Here is a 21867-nt window from a genome sequence, read left to right as displayed (position 1 = left end):
CAAAATCGCCGTGAGATCAGGCCGTAACCCGACTCTGCGGTGACGCGGCACGGCAATATTGTTCGACATAGGCCTGATGCTCGGGCAGCGTGGCGACGGTTCTCGCGACATTGTCGCGCAGCGTCGAGAGAAGTCTGTCCAGCTCATCTTCGCCGAGCTTCTCCGCGATCGGATGATAGGCGCGCGGCATGATCCCCTGCCCCATCATCACTTGCACCCAGCTGTTTTCAGCGAACAATTCCTCATTCTTGCGAAACACGCGGCCGGTCTCGCGGAACAATTCGATCTTCTGGGCCAGCGATTCCGGGATCTCCATATCGGCGCACTGCCGCCAGAACGGGCTGTCGCGGCGTTCGGTTGCCTTGTAGTGCAGGATGATGAAGTCGCGGATCTGCGTGATGTCCTGCAATTGCTGCTCGTTGAATTCGGCGGCATCGCGTTCGCTGACCCGACCGTTCGGCATCAGCCGGATGACGCGCAGCACGGCGCGCTGAATGAGGTGAACGGTGGTCGCCTCGAGCGGCTCGACGAAACCGCCCGCCAGCCCGACCGCGACGCAATTGCGATACCATTGCCGCCGCCGCACGCCGCCCTTGAAGCTGAGATAGATCGGGTCGATCAACGGCTCGCCCACGCTCGACATCAGGCGATCGAGCGCCGCGTCGCGTGAGAGATAGCGGCTGCAATAGACAATGCCGCTGCCCATGCGGTGCTGCAGCGGGATGCGCCATTGCCAGCCGACGTCATGTGCGATCGCCTGGGTATAGGGCTGTGGCGGCCCGAGATGTTTGGTCTGCAGCGCAATGGCGGAATCATTCGGCAGCCAATGAGTCCAGTCCTCGAACCCGGCATGGAGTGCGCCCTCGATCAGCAGTCCGCGAAAGCCGGTGCAATCGATGAAGAAGTCGCCTTCGATCCGGCGATCGCCTTCCAGCACCAGCGCCGCGATGTCGCCGCTTTCCCCGTCGAGCTCGACGCGGGCAATCTTGCCCTCGATGCGCTTTGCACCGTCCGCTTCGGCCAGCTTGCGCAAATACCGGCCATAGAGCGTGGCATCGACATGATAGGCATAGTTCATCCGGTTGTCGGGCAGATGCGCGAATTTGCCCTGCATGCCGGCGACCAGTTCCAGGCAATAATCGTCATAGGATTGCGGGTAGCCGCGCGCCCGGCCGTGAAGCCAGAAATGCTGGAAGCCCGCCGACCAATGATCCTTTCCCGACAAGCCGAAGCTGTGGAAATAGCGGTCGCCATCCAGCTTCCAATTGTCGAACAGGATGCCCAGCTTGAACGTCGCCTGCGTCTCCCGCATGAATTCAGGCTCCGGGATGCCCAGGATGCGGTTGAAGTTCACCAGCGGCGGGATGGTCGACTCCCCGACCCCGATCGTCCCGATCGCTTCGGATTCGACGATCGTCAGATCGACCGCGGCGCCAAGCGTCCGCACGATGGCGGCCGCCATCATCCAGCCCGCGGTGCCACCGCCTGCAATGACGATCCGGCGCGCTTCAATCGGGCCCATTTCCCCTCCTCCACTTAACCCGGCTGGCGCGGGCGGTTCTTGGCGCCAGAGGAACAACGAACCTGCTGTGCGACAAGCTCATTTCCGGATCAGCGACAGCGCAGCGGTTCGATTTCCGCGATTATCCGGCGTTCTGTTGCCGGCAGGGCACAATGTAGTGATGTACCTACATGGGAACGTTATCAATTCGCTTATCAAGATCCCCGTTAGCATGTCTCTTTACGGCGGAAAACATCCCGCACTTGTCAGGTGATTCGCGAATTTCCTGATTCGATCAGATGTCATCCGACGCTGGCTTTTCATGTCGGCAACTGGGAAATTCGGTACATTGGCGGCTTAGCTATCCATTTCATGGATAGCAGAACGCGATTCCTATAAATGCCGTTTATACCAGGAATCGCTGTGCTGCGCGCTAACCCATTGCTGTATCATGATAATCATGAGATTTGGCACAATTGACAGCGTGCCTCGCCCGCCCCGCGCCGGAATGTGGCACAATAGGGTGTCCCATATCTCTCGTCGCCTCTCCCCGCGGCCCGCATCGCCTTCCCCTTAAGCGCATCAGACCTTGAGATATCTACTCGCCTCGCCGTCCCGCCTGATACGCCCGACGCACATGCGCGGGCATGCGCCGAGCCAGCATGAGGCTCGCCACGCCGGGACAATTGCCGGCATTGGCGAGCCCCAGCGCGAAAATCCGCTCATAATCCTGCGGCTCATAGGTCCGGCAAAAGGACGCGGCCGACCGAGCGACACGGACCGCCAGGACAGCGCGGCCGGCTGCCGTCTCAAGCGGCAGATCGCGATAGCCAAGCGCCAGATCCGGCACCTGCCGATCGACTTTCCCGTGACCCACGCACGCCGTCAGAAGCAATAGCGAGGAAAGAGTAAGATATTTCATCGTCCGTCCTTTGTTTTGGGCAAGCCGGGGGCGTCGCGCGAAACGCGCCAAAATGAGTGCGAAACGGGTGAGTGAGCCGCTATCGGCCGGGGCGGGCTATCGCTTCCTATTCATAGCGCAGGGCATCGATCGGTCGTGCGCGTGCCGCCGCGAGCACATTCGCCAGCACAGCGGAAATCGCGAAGACCGCCGTTGCCAGGACAACCGCGCCGAGCAGCCATAGCGGCACATCGACCCGCGACGCGAACTGCTCGAGCCAATGGCGCATGAAGACGGTGCTCAGCACGATCCCGATCGCGCAGGCCACCAGGAACGGCTTGAGGAACTGCCACAGGAGCAACTGGACGATTGCGCCAGTCGACGCACCCATTGCGCGGCGGACGCCAATCTCCTTGGTGCGGCGATCCGCGGTGAACGCCGACAGCGCGAACAGCCCCATCGCGGCGATGACCAGCGCGACGAGCGCACAGGCGCCGGTCACCCAGCCCTGCACGATCGCGGTCCGGTAGCGGTGATGCTCAAGCTGCGCGAGCAGTTGCGCGTCGAGCGGAGCGCCGTCGCCAACCTCGCGCCAGAGCCGGTCGAGGCGGCGGCGGACATCGGGAAGCGCTTCGGGGCGGGTTTCGACGGCCAGGATGCCCGCCTCGGGCGACCCCACATTATAGATTAGCTCGCCGGCCGGGCTCAGCACGCTTGCCGCGATATCGGGCACGACGCCGATGACCGTGTGGGGAACGGGTCGCGGATTGGCGCCGACCTCCAGCGCGATCCCGATCGGCTGACCGATCACGGCGCGCGGCGACGCGAAACCGAAATTCCGGGCAGCGGCTTGGTTGAGAACGACTTCCCGCTTCGCGTCTCCGCTTCCATGGTCAGGCGAAAAGACGCGCCCGGCGAGCGGCTTTACGCCGAACGCGCCGAAGAAATGCGCATCGACATCGACGAATCCCGGCGTGAAGCGCTGTCCGTTGCGGTTGATCGCAGTAACCGCGCCTTGCGGCCCCATGTTGAGCGCGCCCACCGATGCGCAGGTGGCGTCGCGAACCCCGGGCAGCTCGCGCGCCGCTTGCGGGAAGCCGGAGCGGCAATTGGCCGCAACCGTGAGAATGGGTCCGCGATCGGCGCCGAGCGCGCTGGCGATGGCCAGCTGCGTCTGGCGATAGAGGGTGATCGTCGCCACCAGCAGGCCGGTCAGGATTGCGAACTGGACGACCACCATCACCCGCCCGATCCACGCCGTGCCCCCGAATCCCGAGGAACCACCACGCAGCGCCACCGACGGCGCGAACGACGACAGGACGAGCGCCGGATACAGGCCGGACGCCAGCCCTACGGCCAGCCAGACGACCAGCACCGGCAGGAGGAACCACGGTTCGCGCGTCAAATCGAACGACAGCGACAGGCCGAGCACACCGTTGACCGCGGGCAGCACCAGCTCGACCACGCCCATCGCCGCGATGAGCGCGACCAGGGTCAGGATCAGGCTCTCGGCCAGAAACTGCACAAGCAGCTGGCCGCGACTGGCGCCGCACGCCTTGCGGACCGCGACCTCGACCGCACGCCGGCCGGCGCGCGCGGTCATCAGCGCGACATAGCTGGTCGATGCCATGGCGAGGATGAGAATGCCGACCGCGCCGATCGCGACCACGACGGCCGGATCGACGCTCGGCTTGCCGTGCGGGCTGTCGTCAGCCGGGCCGAAATGCACGTCGGCGATCGGCATTGCATAGCCGCCCACCTTGGTGCCGCTCGCCGCGGCCATCGCCTGAAACGGGCGGATGATCTCGTCGAGCACGGGTTGCAGCACCGCGCGCGTCACGCCCGGTCGTGCGCGTACATAGGTGACGATCGGCGCCTGAATCGTCGGCACCGGGCTCGCATCTGCCCGCCCGAGCGGCGAGGTCGCGCCGCGCCCCGAGGCGATGAATTGCAGGTCGAGATGCGTTTCGGGTGGCAGATCTTCGATCACGGCAGTGATTTTGAGGCGTCGCACTACGCCCTTGGCCTCGACGATATCGAGCGCCGCGCCGATTGGCGTATCGCGCCCGAACAGACGCCGCGCAGTGCTGCGGGTGACCACGATCGTTTCGGGCTCGGCCAGCGCCGTGTCGAGCGCGCCGGCGATCACAGGCAGCGGCAATATCTTGAAGATGGAAGGATCGGCCCAGACAAATCCGCGCGCGCGCGCCGATGCCCGATCGCCGCTGGCGCGAAGGACCGGCGCGTCCTGGTAGAGCCGCGCCACCGCCTCGATCCGATCGGTCCGTAGCGCCAGCGCGCCGGCAAGGACTGAGGGCGTCACCGCCGCAACCCGTTCCGGCTGGCCTGGCTGCGCGACGGTCGCTGTCATCCGGAACACGCGCTCATATCCCGGAATGAAATGCTCATAGGCATATTGCTGCCGGACGAAGAGCCCGATCAGGATCGCCGCGGCGAACGCCAGTGCAAGGCCGATCAGCGTCACCACCGCGTAAAGGCGGTTCAAGGCGAGCGCGCCGAAGGTCGAGGCAAGGAGATTGCGCAGCATGGCTCAGGCTCCGAGTTGAGTCTGGCTGACGATCCGGCCATCGAGCAGCTGAATCCGGCGGTCCGCCTGGTCGGCCTGCGTCAGCGAATGGGTGACCATGACGACCGTAGTGCCGCGTCCGACCGCATCCTTGAGCAATTGCATCACCGCGGCGCCATTGGCGCTGTCGAGATTGCCGGTCGGTTCGTCGGCGAGGATCAGGCGGGGGTCGGAGACGATGGCGCGTGCGACCGCCACACGCTGCTGCTGGCCGCCCGATAATTGCTTGGGGATATGGCGCGCGCGGTGGCGCATGCCGACCTGGTCTAGTGCTGCCTCGACCCGCTCGCGCCGCTCGCGCGCGCTGAAGCCGCGATAGAGCAATCCCAGTTCGATATTCTGGACCACCGTCAGCTCGTCGACAAGGTTGAAGCTCTGGAACACAAAGCCGATCGCCGAGCGCCTGATCCGGGTAAGGTAGCGGTCGCTCGCCTGGCTAAGGTCTTCGCCGAGAAGTTCGGTGCGCCCCATATCGGCGCGGTCGAGCAGGCCGAGAATGTTGAGCAAGGTCGATTTGCCGCACCCCGATGGCCCCATGATCGCGACGAACTCGCCTTCATCGATCTCGAGCGACACATCGCTGATCGCATGAGTGCGAACGTCGCTCGTCTCATAGGCTTTTGAGATCGCCGTCACTTTCAGCATGTCCCGTTCCTATCGAAGATTGATGCGTTGATATTGCTGCCAGCCGTCATAGCTGGAGCTGATCACAGGGTCGCCAGGGGCGAGCCCGGCCAGGATCTCGACCTGGTCGGCATTGCGTCGCCCGATCCGGATGCGCCGCCGCTCGGCGGAGCGGCCGCCTCTCGCCATGACGAACACCCATTGCCCGCCCGAAGCATCGAGAAACGCGCCGGCGGGAAGCAGGATCGCCGCGCGGTCTGCGCCGAGCGACAATCGGCCGCGCACCGCCTCCCCGGCGACCAGTCCCGCCGGCTGCCCGCGATCGAATTCAAGGTCGGCAACAAAGGCGCCGTCCTTCACCTGCGGATAAAGGCGCGTCACGACCAAAGCGGTCGGGCGTCCTTTGACATCTGCCTCGGCGCGCTGCCCGGTCTGGACCCGGCCGAGATAATATTCGTCGATGCTGGCGGTAACGCGAAACCCCGTGTCGAGCGCGATCTCGCCAAGCCGGTCGCCGCGGTTGCGGTTCTCGCCGAGCTCGAGGTCGAACGCCGACAGGCGCCCGCCCACCGGCGCACGGACGGTGAGGTCACCAAGCTTTGCCTGGGTCACCGCGAGACTCTTGTGCAAGGTGGCGAGTTGCGCCTCGATTTGCGGCTGCTGAAGCACGCGCAGCCCTTCCTGACGCCGGCTGCGGGATATCTGGATCATCTGCCGGTCATCGACCGACCGCAGCTCGTCCTTGAGCCGGTCCATCGTCTCGCCAGTGACGAAACCGCGCGCGGCGAGCGGCACGCGTCGGCTCAGGGCGCGATCGACGCGGGTGCGATCGTAACGGATCAGCGCAAGCGCCTGTGCATTGTCGCTGCGATTCTGTTCGAGTTGCTGCTGATAGGCCTGAAGCTGGGTGATCGACTCGATCAGACGCCCCTCCTGCGCCAGGATGTCGAGTTCGAGCGTGGTGTTGGTGAATTCGACCAGCGGCTGCCCGGCCACGACACGGTCGCCCGACCGCACGAGCACCCGCCGCACGCGGCCGCCCTCCACCGCGTCGAGATAGATCGTGTCGCGCGGCACGACACGACCCTGCAGGCTGGTGGTGTCGCGGAATATGCCCAGCACCACTTGGTCGATCGCGACCTGCCCGGCGGGCACGGTCAGCGCGGGCGTGGCGAAGTGCCAGATGCTCGTCGCGGCAACGCTCATCAGCACGACCAGCGTCACGACCACCGCCACCACGCGGCGGTGCCGGTGCAGCCAAGGTTGCCGAAGCGGCTGGTCCATTGCGTCATGATCTCCTCATGGCGTCAGTATCGCTCGGGCTTGGTCGAATCTGAAATCCTGTGAATATAATAACTTAAGCGGAATCTTCCGCTGGACAGCTGCTGCAGGTGTCCGGCTTCGGACAGTCTGTTCCGGCGATTCGCCGCCGATCAAGGCGTAAGGAGCTGCTTTTGCTGCGGTTTCGTATCGTCTCCGCATCCGATACACTCCGTAGATGGAGCCTTTGGGACGCATTCTGCTGATTGAGGACGATGCCGCGATCGCGCAGGCGATCCGTCTCGCCCTGCGCGGCGTTGCCGAGGTGGAGTGGGTCGCCGCACCGGCGGATCTGCCCGCCCCCCTTCGGCTCGACGGTTACGATGCGGCGCTGCTCGACATGAATTTCGCGCCGGGCGAGCGTGATGGCGAGGCCGGGCTGAACGTGATCGAGATCATCCGCCGCGCCGACCCCACGCTGGCGATCGTCATGCTGACCGTGTTCGGCGGCGTCACGCTCGCGGTCGAAGCACTGAAACGGGGTGCATCGGACTTCCTGCTCAAGCCGTGGCGCAACGACCGGCTGGCCGCCGCGATCGGGACCGCTGCCGCGCTGACCGCCACGCAACGGGCGGGCGCCGCGATGAGCCTCGAGGCGATCGAGCGGCACGCGATCGCCCAGGCGCTCGTGCGCAGTGACGGCAATATCAGCAAGGCGGCGGCGGCATTGGGCCTGACCCGGCCCGCGCTCTATCGGCGAATGGAAAAACATGGCCTTTGAGCCGACGCGCCGCTGGACCTTCGCGGCGCGGCTCGCCTTACGGGGGCTGATCGCTGGATGTCTTGGCGCCGCCGGCCTGATGCTGATCGCTGGCGGCCGGCCGGTGCTCGGTTTTATCGCCTGGGTGCTCGCCATCTTGGCCGTGATCGACCTGATACGCGTTGCCGGTATCGCCGAGCGCGCCACCCGTGACCTGATCGATCAGCTCTCCAGCGGAGCTGACGATCTTCCCGCCAGGCTACCGCCCAGCTTTGCCGGTCTGGAAGCATCAATCGTCCGTGCGATAGAGGCGCGGCACGTTCGCGAGACGCGCCTGCTCACACGGATCGACGCTGATCGGGCATTGCTCGACACAGTCTCCGCGGCGATCTTCGTGACGGATGCCGATGGCCTGATCGTGCAGGGCAATCGCGCTGCCCGCGCACTCGCCCCGTCATTACCAGGCCGGTTTGCCGACCATCCGTCCCTGCGGCCGGAGGACGTGGCGACGCTGCTGACCAGCCGGCCTGAAACGGGGCGGGTCATTCGCCTGGCCGACGGGCGCGCGGCTCATGCCTCGGTCGCGCTGTTTGATCTGGCCGATGGCACGCGCCGGCGCCTCATCGCCCTGCACATCATATCGGAATCGCTGGGCGCCGTGGAGATCAATGCCTGGCATCGCCTCAGCCGGGTGCTGGCCCATGAAATGATGAATTCGCTCAGTCCGGTCATCTCGCTTGCCGACAGCCTTGTGTCATTGGCTCAAGATCCGGACGCCGACCCCGATCGCAGCCAAAGCGCGGCGGCGGCAGCGACAATTGCGCGCCGCGCCCAGCATCTGATGGGATTCGTCGAACGCTATCGCCAATTGCTCGCCATTCCCGAACCCGAACTGGCGCACGTGCCGCTTGAGGAATTTGCCCGGGACCTGGCCGCGCTCGCCCGGGCACTTGACCCGCGCGTGGACGTCCGGGCGATCGTCGTGCCGTCCGATCTGACGGCGCCGATCGACCGCGAGCTGATCGAGCAAGCGCTGCTTAATCTGCTCAAAAATGCGGTCGAGGCGTGCCGGGAAGCCGAGCAACCCATCGTCATTCTCCGCTGCAGCGCCGACGCCAGCGGCATCGAAATGACGGTCGAGGACAATGGTGTTGGCCTTCCCGACACGGCTGACGACCTTTTCCTGCCCTTCTTCACAACCAAGGCGGACGGCGCCGGCATCGGCCTTGCCATCGCCCGTCAGATCGCCATCGCGCATAATGGCAGCCTGCTGGCAAAGCCTCGGGCGAAAGGCTGCACCTTCGCGCTACGCATTCCAACGGACGCCGCCCGTCGGGACTTCTGTTGACAATCCAGCGACATCATGGCGGACGATTAGATAGGGCCGCGACCACCGCAACAATCGAGGCACTTGCCCGGCGACACCCAAGATCGTCACATCTCATATTAAGTAACTAATATATAATGATATTATATAGGGCGCCCGCCAAAGCGGTCGCCTGAGATATGGAACGACCGGTGTCCCATATCTCCCGCCACCAATCCTCTCAGCCCCGCCGCCGGTGGCGATTCAACCTTCACACAGGACCCGGCATATATCCTGTGCCGGACCGATATCGGCACGCTCTTTCTCAGTGTCGAAAACAGGATTGCCATGGCGGGGCGGACGCAGTGGTCCCGCGCAGGGCCGTGCCTTATGCACCAGTGATAACGGGTCGCACGCTAACGACTCTCGGGTCGCGCCTTGCGCGGAGCGCCATCGGTTTCATAATCGCGGCTCGCGTCGAACCGGCGCCAATCGCCCAAGGTCGCCTTGATCAGCGGAAGGCCGCACCGGCGGCACGGCGCGCGGTAATTGTGGCCGTCGTCCCACACCCGTGCGGCGTCGCGACGATGGTTCAGGATCGAGCATAGCAGATTCATCGCCGCGTTCCCGTCCGGCACCAATCGATCGTGTGAGGAAAGCTGGGCCCTACATCGGCTCGCGTGCGCATAATGCCCATTCCCCCGCTTCTCAATCTATTTTGGTCAATCTATTTTGGACTGAGCGCAGCCAGCGTCTCGAACGCGGCATCGTCGAGTGGGTAATGGAACTGGCAGCCGGCCTCGAAGTCATCAGCCCACATCACTGTGGCGGCAACCTGTCCACGCAGCGGCAGAGTCAGCCAGATGACCGCGCCCCTGCGCAATCCCGAATAGCTGTGGATACGGGCGCCATGCACCGACAGGTCGTTCACCTTGCACAAGGTGCGATCGAGTCCGCCCCGCCCGATCCGCGCGTCGAGCGACACCGGCGCGCGCGGGGCTCGCCGGAATCCGTTGCTGATGACGGCTGGTTCGTATTCGGCGGCGAACATGGCTCCCCTTTCATGCGGGCGACGGATCGCCGACACCCAGGGGGAGCCTATGCTCGCTTGGCTAACGCGCCGTTAACGACGGCGCGAGGCCTTACTTCTTGAGGGTGAGCCCGCCGAAACGCTTGTTGAAGCGTGCGACCTGGCCGCCGGTGTCGAGCATCGTGCCGCGACCGCCGGTCCATGCCGGATGCGCCAGCGGATCGATTTCGAGCGTCATCGTGTCGCCTTCCTTGCCCCAGGTGGAGCGGGTTTCGTACACGGTGCCATCGGTCATCTGCACCTTGATGGTGTGATAATCGGGATGGATGTCTTTCTTCACGTCAAATCTCCGAGAGTGGCTGGTTCCGACCAGCCTGAAGGAAGGCGCGCCTTACAGAAGACGCTGCTGAAACACAAGCACGGCGCCCCTTCGCCCGGGCCGGCATCCCTGGCCCGAATCTGCGATACGCCGCGCGCGTATCCTCAGGCCTTTGGGGGATCCGCGATCATCGCGGTGAAATTCGCTTCGGCGGCAAGCTGCCCGTCGATCGTGGCACGGCCCGCGAATTTGCAGACGCTCGAACGCTTCTGCACGAATTCGACGTCGAGCCGCAGCAGAACGCCGGGTTCCACCGGCTTCCTGAACTTGGCGCCCTCGATCGCCATGAAATAGACGAGCTTGCCCGACCCGGCGAGGCCAAGTGATTCGACCGCAAGGATTCCTGCCGCCTGCGCCAACGCCTCGACGATCAGTACGCCGGGCATGATCGGCCGCCCCGGGAAATGTCCCTGGAAAAAGCCTTCATTGATCGTCACCGCCTTGATCGCCGCGATCGACCGGTCGAGGATCAGTTCCTCGACGCGGTCGACCAGCAGCATCGGATAGCGGTGCGGCAGCGCGGCCATAACCCGCCCGATATCGAGCGGGCCAAGCGCTGTCGTAGTCACCGTTTCCGTCACCGGCTTTCGGGCTGCTTCTTGGGCTTCGTGCCAGTTGCCGGCGCTGCGGGCGCCGCAGCAGCGGCACCGGCCTGCTGACCCTGCTGACCGGGCTGCCAGCCGGCCGGCGGTGTGATGCTCGCCTTGGGGAAGAGGCGATCGATCTCGGCCGTGATCGCCGGCGTGATATCGGCGGTCGGGCTGGCGAAGAACGCCGCGTTCGGGCGGATCAGCACCGAGATGTTGCGCGTCTTGACGACGTTGGTGACGGCTTCATTCACCTTGCCGGTGATCTGCTCGATCGCATAGGCGCGCGCGCGCGACGGCTGTACGGTCATACGGCCCAGTTCTTCCTGCGCCGCCTTTTCCTTGGCTTCGATCTGCGCCAGTTCCGACGCACGCGTGCTCCGCGCGGTGGCGATTTCGGCCTGGCTCAGCTGATTGTCGCCATTGGTGTCGAACTTCTTGTAAAGCGGGGCCAGCTCGGCGGCGATCGCATCGCCGCGCGTCTTGGCCTGGTCGAGCTGCGTCTTGTACGTCGTGCCGATCTCCGCCTGCGCTGCAGCCCAGACCTTGGAATTCTCGACTGCCGCTTCCGGGTCGGCAACCGCAACGGTTTGCGCCTGGGCCTGCGTGGTGGCGATGATTGCGCCGGGGGCTACCAGCACCGCGGCCAACAGAAGCTTCTTGTGCATATTCATTAGAAGGATGTCCCTACGTTGAAAGTAATGAGTTTGGTGTCGTCGCCCTTATCCTTGAGCAGGGCATATGCAAGGTCGATACGCAACGGGCCGAAAGGTGAAGTCCAGTTGACGCCGGCACCGATCGAGAGACGCGGCTTGGCCGAATTGCCGACGAACTGCTCCTTGAACGGTAGCTGCGTGTTGTTCAGGGCCGTATTCAGATTAAGACCGTTACACGTGCCTGACGCGTCGGGGATACCCATTCTGCAGGTGGTGACGACCTGGTTGCCGTCCGCCTGAGCGAAAGTAAAAAGCGGATTGCCCGCCGCATCCACGACAGGCGTGACCTTGGGCTGGACCACGCCGTCCACCGTGTCGAACGTGATGGTCGGCTCTGGCTTGGTGATACCAAACAGCGCACCTGTCTGGAGATAGATGGACGGACGCAGGCCAAGCTCGCGCGCGCCGGCGCTGAGCGGGATTTCCAGTTCGAGCCGTCCGGAATAATAAGCCCGGCCACCCAGCGCATCGTCGATGATGTTGTCCTTGTTAGTATCCAGGACCTGCTTGCCGTCGACCGTCGTATATTGGATGCGCTGGACGCGTGGGCCGACGCCGCGAATGTCGAAACCGCGGAACTCCGGCTCGCCGAGATAGAAGCGATCGGTGATGCGCACCTTGTCAATGCCCTTACCGCGACTACCTTCCAGTGAATGGATGTAGCCGCCCTCAACGCTTGCCGACAGGATGAAGCCGCCACCAAGGCCCCAATATTTGTCGGCATCGAAGCGGGTGCGGACATAGCGTACATCACCGCCGAGGCCGGCGAAATCCTGGCTCAGCACCAGTCGCTGGCCGCGGCTTGGCCGCAACCGGCTGTTGAGGCTGTCGAAGATCAACGAATAACCGACCGACGAGGTGGCGCGGTTGCCGATCGCTTCGCAGAGATATCTGCCCGCCTTGACGACGTCGCACGCGCCGTTGGTGAAATATTGGTTGTCGAGGCTCACATCGTCGAAGGTCAGGCCGTAACGGGCCGACGCCGACCAATATTCAGTGAGCGGAATGCCCGCACGAATCTGGAAGCCGGTCGAGACCTGGCTATAGGTGGTCTGGCGATCGTCGCCGACATAATTGAACGAGTTGTAATCGCGGCGGAAGATGTCGCCGCCGATCGCGATATTCTTGTCGAACAGATACGGCTCGGTAAAGCCCAGTTCCACCGACTTGGAATAGCTGGAATAATTGACGCTCGCGCGCAACTCCTGCCCCTTGCCGCGGAAATTGCGCTGGCGGATCGAGGCCTGGACGATAAAGCTTTCGAGACTGGAGAAGCCGGCCGAAAGCTGGAGTTCACCGGTCGACTTTTCCTCGACATCGGCGGTCAGGACCACGCGATCAGGCGCAGATCCGGGCGTCTGCTTGATCTCGAACTTTTCCTGGAAAAAGCCGAGCGAGTTGATCCGGTCCTGCGAACGCTTGACCTGGAAGCTGTTGAACGCGTCGCCTTCCGAAAGCCGGATTTCGCGACGGATCACCTTGTCCTGCGTGTTGGTGTTGCCGTTGATGTCGATGCGCTCGACATAGGAACGCTTCGCCTCGGCAATGTTGAAGTTCAGCGACATGGTGAGCGTTTCGCGGTCGCGCTGGAATTCCGGATTCACTTCGGTAAAGGCATAGCCGAACAGGCCCGCCGTTTCGCTCAGGCTGTCGACCGAGCTCTCGACCAGCTTGGCATTGTACCAATCGCCCTTCTTGATCGCCAGCCCCTTGGCCAGCGCCTCGTTGTTGAAGTCGCGGATCGAGCTGTCGACGGTGACATCGCCGAATTTGTAGCGCGGCCCCTCTTCGACGACATAGGTGATGATGAAATCGGACTTGTCGGGGCTGAGCTCGGCAACGGCGGAGGTCACCTTGAAGTCGGCATAGCCTTCCGTCAGGTAGAATTGGCGCATCTTCTGCTGGTCATACGCCATGCGGTCCTGGTCGTAGCTCGTGTTCGAGCTGAGCAGCCGGAACAGTCGCGCCTGCTTGGTCGCCATCTGCTCACGCAGCTTGTCATCGTCGAACACCTCGTTGCCGATGATGTTGATCTGACGAACCTTGGATTTCGGCCCTTCGCTGATTTCGAACACGACATCGACGCGATTCTGGTCGAGCGCGACCATCTTCGGCTCGATCGACGCACCGAAACGCCCCTGGCGGCGATACAGTTCGACGATTCTCGCGACATCCTGACGCACCGCGGTGCGTGTGAAGATCTGACGCGGGGCGAGCTTGATTTCCTTGGTGATCTTATCGGACTTGAGGCGCTTGTTGCCCTCCAGCACGATGCGGTTGATCACCGGGTTTTCCCGGATGCGGATGACGATGTCGCCGCTCTCGACGCCGGCGATCGACACGTCAGCGAAAAAGTCGCTCGCCAGCAGGTCCCGCAGGCCCTGATCGAGCGTTTCATTGGTGTAGGGCTGGCCGACGCGCAGCTTGGTATAGGAGAGCACGGTATCGGGCTCGATGCGCTGCGATCCCTCGACGCGGAGCGACTTGATCGTGCGCGTCACTGGGGCCGCGACGGGTGCCGGCGTCTCCGGCGCTGCAGCCTGAGGAGCCCCGGCCTGGGGCGCCGCAGTTTGGGGCGCGGGAGTCCGGGGCGCGGGGACCGGTGCGGTCTGCGCGCTGGCGATGCCCGACAGCATCGTGCCCGCAAGCAACGCCGCCGTGGCGCTCGCGCCGAATTTCGAAACCTTGATCGCTGTCACTGTCCACCCCAACCGGAGAAAATTACGCGGGCCGCCTAATTCGCCTGCCCTGCCTCAACCGCGTCAGCCGATCAACCCGGCCAAATTCTTCCACAGCCCAAAAGCGCCCAGATCATTGAACGTTACGAGCATCATTAACGCAAGCAGTGCCGCCAATCCCCCGCGAAACGCCCATTCCTGAACCTCCGGCTTGACTGGCCGCCGCCGGACCGCCTCGATCGCATAGAAAAACAAATGGCCACCATCCAGCATGGGGACTGGCAATAAATTGATGAACCCCAAGTTAATCGACACCAGCGCGATCAGGAAAACAAACGCATCGGGGCCCAGCGCCAGCTGTTCGCCCGAGGCTTTGGCGATGCTGAGCGGCCCGCCAAGTTCCTTCACCGAGCGTTTCCCGGTGATGATCTGACCGAGCGTTTCAACCATCATGGTGACGATGTCGCGTACGCCGCGAACGGCCACGCCGGGCGCTTCCAGCAGCCCGACCGAAACGCGAACCGCCTGAGCCGGCGCGACACCGAGGAGGCCAAGGCGATATTCATTGTCGAAGCGGTCACGCTGAACCTGCGTTCCGATCGTCACCGTGCGGCTGATTGACGTCCCGCCGCGATCAAAGGTGATCTCGGCCTGTTCGCCGGCACGAATTCGGACATAGCGGCGAATATCTTCAAACCATTCGACCGAGCGTCCACCGACCGAGGTGATACGATCACCGGGCTGCAGCGCGATCGCCGCGGCGGCACTGCCCTTTTCAACCGCTCCCACAACGGTGGTGGTGCGGCTGTCGCCGTACGCCAGGGCAAATCCCATCAGGATCAGGATCGCCAGAAGGAAATTCACCACAGGTCCCGCCGCAACGATGATCGCGCGCTGCCACACCGACTTTGCCTGGAATGTTTTTGCACGCTCATCGGCGGGCAGCGCCAGCCATGCCGCGTCGGGCTGGCCCGCCGCATTCATGTCGCCGGCGAACTTCACATAGCCGCCAAGTGGCAGCCAGCCGAACTTCCACCGCGTCCCACGCTTGTCGGTCACCCCGAAAATCTCGCGGCCGAAGCCGATCGAGAACGCATCGGCCTTCACGCCGAACAAGCGGCCGGCGAGATAATGGCCCATCTCATGAACGAACACGAGCGGTCCGATCACCAACATGAATGCCAGGATGGTAAGCCAGAGGCCGGGGGTCTGGATCAAGTCACGCAGTCCTTCACACGTTCGCCCGCGATCCTCCGCGCTTCGGCGTCGATTTCCAATACCGCATCGAGCGTCTCCGGGGCGGACGGGTCGTAACGATCCAGCGTATCGGCGACGATTGCGGCAATTTCGAGGAAGCCGATCCGGCGGTCAAGAAACGCCGCAACCGCAATCTCGTTGGCGGCGTTGAGGATTGCCGGGCGCGCGCCCCCCGCTTCCAGAGCCTCGCGTGCCAGGCGTAGCGCGGGAAAGCGCTCCGTATCCGGCGCCTCGAAGTCAAGCCGCCCAATTGCGATCAGGTCGAGCGGCGCCATCGGCGTCGCCATGCGGGCGGGCCAGGCAAGGCAATGGGCGATCGGCGTGCGCATGTCAGGGGGGCCAAGCTGCGCAAGCACCGAGCCGTCGACATAGTCGACCAGCGAATGGATCACCGATTGCCGATGCAGGATGATCTCGATCCGGTCATGCGCAATGGGGAATAATCGCGCCGCCTCGATCAGCTCGAGCCCCTTGTTCATCAGGGTCGCCGAATCGATCGAAATCTTCGCCCCCATCGACCAGTTGGGATGCGCGACCGCCTGTTCCGGGCTCACGCCGCGCATCTGCTCGATCGACCAGTCGCGGAATGGGCCGCCGCTCGCGGTCAGAATGATACGACGAACGCCTTCAGGGCGATCGAAATCGAAGCATTGGAAGATGGCATTGTGTTCGGAATCGGCCGGCAACAGAGTCGCGCCGCAGCGCTTGGCCGCGGCGAGGACGACCTCCCCCGCCGAAACCAGCGGCTCCTTGTTGGCAAGGACCACCGTGCCACCCGCCTCGACCGCCGCCATCACCGGTTCGAGCCCGGCGCAGCCGACGATTGCCGCCATCGTCCAATCCGCACCCATGGCCGCGGCCTCGAGCAAAGCCTGCGCACCGCCCGCCGTCTCGATGCCGGTCCCTGCCAGAATGTCGCGCAGCGCCGGCAAGCATCGTTCGTCCGCCACCACCGCGCGACGCGCATTGGTGCGAACCGCTGCCGCGGCGAGCTTTTCGACATCGCAATTGGCGGTCAGCGCCATGACCTCGAAGCGCTCGGGTTCGCGCTCGATCAGATCGAGCGTCGAACTGCCGACCGATCCGGTCGCGCCAAGGATGGAGACCGTTTTCAAGAATAAAATCGCGGCAGGATGACCAGGAATGCGGCGACCGGTGCTACCGGCACCAGCCCGTCGAGCCGATCGAGCACCCCGCCATGGCCAGGCAGGATATTGCCGCTGTCCTTGACCCCTGCCCTGCGCTTCAGCCAGCTTTCGAACAGATCGCCGCCCTGTGCGAGAATTGCCAGCACCGGCGTTGCCAGGGTCATGCGCCAGGGCAAGCCGTAAAAGACGTGCATAACCACCCCGAACAGGCTTGCCAGTGCGACACCGCCGATCAGGCCGGCCCAGGTCTTGTTCGGGCTGATGGCGGGCCATAGCTTCGCCCCGCCGATCGCACGGCCGGCGAAATAGGCACCGATATCGCACGCCCAGACCAACGCCAGCGCCCATAGGGTGTAGACGATGCCCTCGTCCTGGCGGCGCATGAAGACCAGGGCCAGGACCGGCAGCCCGCAATAGATCACGCCTGCCGCCAGCGTCGGCCGCCGGGTCACGATCGCGATGAAAAAGGCCGCACCCGCGAGCAGGCCGAGCGTGAAGAAATTATGTACCTCGATGATCAGCGAAGCCGGTGCCATCAGCGCGAGTGGCACCGACAGGGCGAACTGCGCCATGCGCCGGGTTTTCCGATCGGCGCCGTCGAGATCGGCCCATTCCGCCATCATCACCAGCGACAGGACGACACAGACCAGCCAGAAGCCGATCCCGCCGCACCATAAAGCCAGTGCCGCGACCACAACGAGCAATATGGCGACGGCGGACCGCAGCCCAAGGTCGGAGCTTTTCATGGTCAAAGGCCGCCGAAGCGCCGCTGACGCCGGCCAAATTCGGCAACCGCCCTTTCAAGCGCCGCAGCGTCGAAATCGGGCCATAATGTGTCGATGAAAAGCAGTTCGGCATACGCCGCCTGCCACAGCAGGAAATTGGACAGGCGCACTTCGCCCGAGGTGCGGATCAACAGATCGAGCGGGGGCAAGTCACTGGTGTCGAGTTCAGCTTCGATCGCCGCCTCGTCGATATGGGCGATGTCCAGCGCGCCGTCCGCAGCCTTGGCGGCAAGTCGCCGGGCCGCCGCCGCGATCTCGGCCTGCGCTCCATAATTGAGCGCGATGACCAGGATCGGCCCGCTATTGCCCGCGGTCCGTTCGATCGCATCCTCGACCTGAGCGACGAGATCGGCCGAAAAGCGCCGATAATCGCCGATCACGCGCAACCGCACATTTTCGCGCACCAGTTCGTCGATGTCAGTGCGGATGAACAGGCGGAGCAACCCCATCAGGTCGCTCACTTCCTCTTCCGGGCGCCGCCAATTCTCCGACGAAAAGGCATAGAGCGTCAGCGCCTCGATCCCCATCGCGCGCGCGGCGCGGGTGACGGCGCGAACCGCCTCAACCCCGGCCTTGTGCCCGGCAAAGCGCGGCAGGAAGCGCTTCTTCGCCCAGCGACCATTGCCGTCCATGATGATCGCAACATGGCGTGGCAAATGCGTCGTCCCGGCAGCGGGAGGCGCGGCCGTGGCGGGCACGGGCATCACTTGCCGAGGATTTCCTTTTCCTTGGCCGATGCGGTGGCGTCGATTTCACCGATCGTCTTGTCGGTCAGCTTCTGGACTTCGGTTTCGTGACGCTTGCGGTCGTCCTCGCCGAACAGGCCCTTCTTTTCATCGGCCTTCAGGCTGTCCATACCGTCGCGGCGCACATTGCGCGCGGCGATGCGCGCATCCTCGGCATATTTGCCCGCAAGCTTGGCGAGTTCCTTGCGGCGTTCCTCGGTCAGGTCGGGGATCGGCAGGCGCAGCGTGGTGCCGTCGACAATCGGGTTGAGGCCAAGGCCGGCCGAGCGAATCGCCTTGTCGGCCGGGCCAACATTGGATTTGTCCCACACCTGCACCGACAACATGCGCGGCTCAGGCGCCGAGACCGTCGCGATCTGGTTGAGCGGCATGTGCGCGCCATAGACTTCGACCGTCACCGGATCGAGCAGCGAGGTCGAGGCGCGCCCGGTGCGCAGACCTTGCAGATCATGCTTCAGCGCTTCGACACTGCCGGCCATGCGGCGTTCGAGATCTGCCTTGTCATAGGCGGCCATCAGACTTGCTCCTCTTCATTCTGTACGATCGTCGATGTCCCCTTCCCGCTCAGGACGGCGGCAAGATTGCCCTCCCCGCGAATGTTGAACACGATGATCGGGATGTTGTTGTCACGGCACAAGGCGACCGCGGCGGCATCCATTACCTTCAGATTATCGGCCAGAACGCGCCCAAAACTCAAGCTTTCATAGCGCGTCGCCGACGGGACTATTTTGGGGTCGGCATTATACACACCATCGACGCTGGTGCCCTTGAACAAGGCCTCGCAATTCATCTCGGCGGCGCGCAACGCCGCCGTGGTGTCGGTGGTGAAGAATGGCAGGCCGGTGCCGGCGGCAAAGATCACCACCCGGCCTTTCTCCATGTGCCGCTCGGCGCGGCGGCGGATATAGGGCTCGCACACCGATGCCATCGGGATCGCGGACTGGACGCGGGTATCGACGCCGATCTTCTCGAGCGCATTCTGCATCGCCAGCGCATTCATTACGGTGGCGAGCATGCCCATATAATCGGCGCTGGCACGGTCGATGCCCTGGGCAGCGCCGGCCAGGCCGCGGAAGATATTGCCGCCACCGACCACCAGGCAGATTTCATGGCCGGCCTCTCTGGCGGCCTTGATCTCGCCGGCGATGCGATCGCAGGTTTCGGGATCAATGCCGAACTGGCCCTGGCCCATCAGGACCTCGCCCGACAATTTCAGCAGAATTCGTTTGAAGCGGGGTGCTGTCACAGGGTTCCAACATGCTGGCGGACGGGGCGGCGCGGACCTTAGTCGGCGGGGCGAGTGATTGGAAGCGGGAAGGCGTGCCCCGAACAAGCGCCCGAAGAAGCGGTTGCACGGCCATCGCCGACCCGACCGCACCATGCCGGTCCAGTTACAATTTGGGCCGGCTCAACAAGCCGGCCCAAACCTGTTCGACATCCTGCCCAAAGGCAGGAAGATTTGGATTATGCGGGCTGCTTGACGCCCGATGCCGCGGCGACTTCGGCGGCGAAGTCGCTGGCTTCCTTCTCGATGCCTTCGCCGAGCTGGAAACGGACATAATCCTTGAGCACGATCGTCTTGCCCGCTGCCTTGGCGGCATTGGCGACCACGTCGGAGATCTTGGTCTTGCCGTCCATCACCAGCAACTGGCTGACCAGCGCGTTTTCCTTGCGATACTTGGCGATCGCACCATCGACCATCTTGGCGACGATGTCGGCCGGCTTGCCGCTCTCGGCTGCCTTTTCGGTGGCAATCGCACGCTCGCGCTCGACGATCTCGGCATCGAGATCCTCCTCGTTAAGAGCAAGTGGGAAGGCCGCTGCGATATGCATCGCGATCTGCTTGCCGAGCGGCTCGAGCACATCGGCGCCCGCATCGCTTTCCAGCGCGACGAGCACGCCGATCTTGCCCAGGCCGGGAGCCGCCGCATTGTGCACATAAGGCACAACCGCGCCCGAGGTGACTTCGAGGCGCTTGGCGCGACGGATCGCCTGATTCTCGCCGATCGTGGCGATATTGTTGGTCAGCACTTCCTCAACGGTCTTGCCGCCGAGCGAGGCCGCCTTGATCGTGTCGATCGAATCGCCGAGTTCGAGCGCGACCGAGGTCACGTCGCGGACGAAGGTCTGGAACTGGACGTTCTTGGCGACGAAATCGGTTTCGGAATTGACCTCGACTGCCGCACCCTTGGTGCCGGACACTTCGATGCCGACCAGGCCTTCCGCTGCAGTGCGGCTGGACTTCTTCGCGGCGGACGCAAGGCCCTTGGCGCGCAGCCAGTCGATCGCCGCCGTCATGTCGCCATTGGCTTCAGTCAGCGCCTTCTTGCAATCCATCATGCCTGCGCCGCTCTTCTCGCGCAGGTCCTTCACCGCTGCTGCCGTGATCTCGGCCATGTCAAATTCCTCTTGTGCTTCGAATATGGGTACGGACGGGGAAAGGCTGCGCCCTACCCCGTCCGCATGTCAGTTCCGCGACGCTCAGGCGTCGATCTGGCGCTCGCCCTCGGCAGCCGTTTCCGGCTCGGTCGAGGCCGCGGGAGCCTCGGGCTCTGCCGGTGCTTCTACTGCTGCCGGCGCCTCGACTGCTGCCGGCGCTTCGGCGGCGGGTGCCTCAGGTGCGGCAAAGTCTTCAGCCGTGACGACCGTATCGGCAATCGGCGCTTCCTCAGCGACCGGTGCGACGCTCAGGGCTTCCTCGACCGGCGGACGCTCCAGCGCGCCGACATCGACGCCGCGGCGCTGCTGCTGCTCCTGGCCACCGCGGGTCGCGGCGATCGCGATCGCTTCGCAATACAGGCGGATGGCGCGGCTCGCGTCGTCATTCGCCGGCACCGGGAAAGCGATACCGTCGGGCGAAACGTTCGAATCGAGGATCGCAACGACCGGGATACCCAGCGTATTGGCTTCCTTGATCGCCAGCTCTTCCTTGTTCGCGTCGATCACGAACATCACGTCGGGAATGCCGCCCATGTCGCGGATGCCACCGAGCGACAGCTCGAGCTTGTCCTTCTCACGGGTAAGCTGCAGCACTTCCTTCTTGGTCAGGCCGTGCGTGTCGCCGGTCAGCTGCTCTTCGAGCGTCTTGAGGCGCTTGATCGAGCCCGAAATGGTCTTCCAGTTGGTGAGCATGCCGCCCAGCCAGCGATGGTTGACGAAATGCTGGCCCGACCGGCGCGCGGCCTCGGCGACCGGCTCCTGTGCCTGGCGCTTGGTGCCGACGAACAGCACCTTGCCACCCGCAGCGGTCGAGGCAGCGACGAATTCGAGAGCGCGCGCGAACAGCGGTACGGTCTGCGACAGATCGAGAATGTGGACGCCGTTGCGGTCGCCAAAGATGTAAGGCTTCATCTTCGGGTTCCAGCGATGCGTCTGGTGGCCGAAATGCGCGCCCGTTTCGAGCAATTGCTGCATGGAGACGACAGGTGCCGCCATAAGGTAGTTCCTTTCCGGTTGAGCCTCTGGGAAGCGAGTAATCCGTCGAGCGAACTCGAATGGACACCGGCGATGTGTGCTTCCCATGCGGTGTGAAGGCGCGCCCTCTATCCGAAGCATTCCTGCAAATCAAGTGTTGACATGCAGAACATGAGCGGAACATATAG

The 21867-nt window shown here is 63.9% G+C and carries 21 protein-coding genes; 2 read left to right on the top strand and 19 right to left on the bottom strand.

All coding sequences use genetic code 11. The features are described from left to right. Window positions 1-16 precede the first annotated feature (16 nt). The 5 genes from ACRECS_RS08125 to ACRECS_RS08105 all read right to left on the bottom strand — a co-directional run bounded on the left by ACRECS_RS08125 (window position 17) and on the right by ACRECS_RS08105 (window position 6897). Entirely contained in the window at window positions 17-1522 is a 1506-nt protein-coding gene (locus tag ACRECS_RS08125; RefSeq protein WP_431582455.1) for a tryptophan halogenase family protein, read from the bottom strand. 577 nt (window positions 1523-2099) lie between these two features. Then, entirely contained in the window at window positions 2100-2423 is a 324-nt protein-coding gene (locus tag ACRECS_RS08120) for a UrcA family protein (protein WP_431582454.1), read from the bottom strand. A 106-nt stretch (window positions 2424-2529) separates the two neighbouring features. Next, window positions 2530-4950 (bottom strand): ABC transporter permease, encoded by a 2421-nt coding sequence (locus tag ACRECS_RS08115; protein WP_431582453.1) that lies wholly within the window; start codon window positions 4948-4950, stop codon window positions 2530-2532. A 3-nt stretch (window positions 4951-4953) separates the two neighbouring features. After that, window positions 4954-5634, bottom strand: coding sequence for an ABC transporter ATP-binding protein (locus ACRECS_RS08110; protein ID WP_431582452.1), 681 nt, complete (start codon window positions 5632-5634; stop codon window positions 4954-4956). 9 nt (window positions 5635-5643) lie between these two features. Further along, window positions 5644-6897 carry an efflux RND transporter periplasmic adaptor subunit gene (locus ACRECS_RS08105; protein ID WP_431582451.1) on the bottom strand — a complete coding sequence of 418 codons (1254 nt, stop codon included), beginning with the start codon at window positions 6895-6897 and terminating at the stop codon, window positions 5644-5646. 223 nt (window positions 6898-7120) lie between these two features. Here ACRECS_RS08105 and ACRECS_RS08100 point away from each other — a divergent pair, with 223 nt between their 5' ends. After that, complete coding sequence (locus tag ACRECS_RS08100) at window positions 7121-7654, top strand: response regulator transcription factor (protein ID WP_431582450.1); 534 nt, start codon at window positions 7121-7123, stop codon at window positions 7652-7654. Then, window positions 7644-8981, top strand: coding sequence for a sensor histidine kinase (locus ACRECS_RS08095; RefSeq protein WP_431582449.1), 1338 nt, complete (start codon window positions 7644-7646; stop codon window positions 8979-8981). Before ACRECS_RS08100 ends, ACRECS_RS08095 begins: the two co-directional genes overlap by 11 nt. 374 nt (window positions 8982-9355) lie before the next feature. Here ACRECS_RS08095 and ACRECS_RS08090 read toward each other — a convergent pair whose 3' ends face one another. The 14 genes from ACRECS_RS08090 to rpsB form a co-directional block, all read right to left on the bottom strand. After that, window positions 9356-9556, bottom strand: coding sequence for a hypothetical protein (locus ACRECS_RS08090; RefSeq protein ID WP_431582448.1), 201 nt, complete (start codon window positions 9554-9556; stop codon window positions 9356-9358). A gap of 110 nt (window positions 9557-9666) precedes the next feature. After that, complete coding sequence (locus ACRECS_RS08085; protein WP_431582447.1) at window positions 9667-9990, bottom strand: PilZ domain-containing protein; 324 nt, start codon at window positions 9988-9990, stop codon at window positions 9667-9669. A gap of 91 nt (window positions 9991-10081) precedes the next feature. Then, the gene (rpmE, locus tag ACRECS_RS08080) at window positions 10082-10309 is read right to left on the bottom strand and encodes a 50S ribosomal protein L31 (protein ID WP_034159539.1); all 228 of its coding nucleotides are present in this window, start codon (window positions 10307-10309) and stop codon (window positions 10082-10084) included. Window positions 10310-10452: 143 nt separating this feature from the next. Then, window positions 10453-10917 (bottom strand): 3-hydroxyacyl-ACP dehydratase FabZ, encoded by a 465-nt coding sequence (fabZ, locus tag ACRECS_RS08075; protein ID WP_431582446.1) that lies wholly within the window; start codon window positions 10915-10917, stop codon window positions 10453-10455. Window positions 10918-10925: 8 nt separating this feature from the next. Beyond that, complete coding sequence (locus tag ACRECS_RS08070; protein ID WP_431582445.1) at window positions 10926-11609, bottom strand: OmpH family outer membrane protein; 684 nt, start codon at window positions 11607-11609, stop codon at window positions 10926-10928. Then, the gene (gene bamA, locus ACRECS_RS08065; RefSeq protein ID WP_431582486.1) at window positions 11609-14341 is read right to left on the bottom strand and encodes an outer membrane protein assembly factor BamA; all 2733 of its coding nucleotides are present in this window, start codon (window positions 14339-14341) and stop codon (window positions 11609-11611) included. The genes ACRECS_RS08070 and bamA overlap by 1 nt, the downstream gene beginning before the upstream one ends. Window positions 14342-14413: 72 nt before the next feature. After that, a complete protein-coding gene (rseP, locus tag ACRECS_RS08060) occupies window positions 14414-15547 on the bottom strand; it encodes an RIP metalloprotease RseP (protein ID WP_431582444.1) in 1134 nt (377 codons plus the stop codon). Next, window positions 15544-16701: a 1-deoxy-D-xylulose-5-phosphate reductoisomerase gene (locus ACRECS_RS08055; RefSeq protein WP_431582443.1), complete on the bottom strand. Its 1158-nt coding sequence runs from the start codon at window positions 16699-16701 to the stop codon at window positions 15544-15546. Before ACRECS_RS08055 ends, rseP begins: the two co-directional genes overlap by 4 nt. Next, a complete protein-coding gene (locus ACRECS_RS08050) occupies window positions 16698-17480 on the bottom strand; it encodes a phosphatidate cytidylyltransferase (RefSeq protein WP_431582442.1) in 783 nt (260 codons plus the stop codon). The genes ACRECS_RS08055 and ACRECS_RS08050 overlap by 4 nt, the downstream gene beginning before the upstream one ends. Window positions 17481-17482: 2 nt before the next feature. Beyond that, the gene (locus ACRECS_RS08045) at window positions 17483-18223 is read right to left on the bottom strand and encodes an isoprenyl transferase (RefSeq protein WP_431582441.1); all 741 of its coding nucleotides are present in this window, start codon (window positions 18221-18223) and stop codon (window positions 17483-17485) included. Further along, window positions 18223-18780: a ribosome recycling factor gene (gene frr / locus ACRECS_RS08040; protein WP_187763585.1), complete on the bottom strand. Its 558-nt coding sequence runs from the start codon at window positions 18778-18780 to the stop codon at window positions 18223-18225. Before frr ends, ACRECS_RS08045 begins: the two co-directional genes overlap by 1 nt. After that, a complete protein-coding gene (gene pyrH / locus ACRECS_RS08035) occupies window positions 18780-19511 on the bottom strand; it encodes a UMP kinase (protein WP_431582440.1) in 732 nt (243 codons plus the stop codon). Before pyrH ends, frr begins: the two co-directional genes overlap by 1 nt. Window positions 19512-19729: 218 nt before the next feature. Beyond that, window positions 19730-20662 carry a translation elongation factor Ts gene (tsf, locus tag ACRECS_RS08030; protein ID WP_431582439.1) on the bottom strand — a complete coding sequence of 311 codons (933 nt, stop codon included), beginning with the start codon at window positions 20660-20662 and terminating at the stop codon, window positions 19730-19732. Between the two features lie 84 nt (window positions 20663-20746). Then, a complete protein-coding gene (gene rpsB, locus ACRECS_RS08025; RefSeq protein WP_431582438.1) occupies window positions 20747-21700 on the bottom strand; it encodes a 30S ribosomal protein S2 in 954 nt (317 codons plus the stop codon). Window positions 21701-21867 lie beyond the last annotated feature (167 nt).

Source organism: Sphingomonas sp. (assembly GCF_050725575.1).
Taxonomy (GTDB): Bacteria; Pseudomonadota; Alphaproteobacteria; order Sphingomonadales; family Sphingomonadaceae; genus Sphingomonas.
The sequence above is the reverse complement of the archived record's forward strand: the minus strand, read 5'-3'. Positions and strand labels throughout refer to the sequence as shown.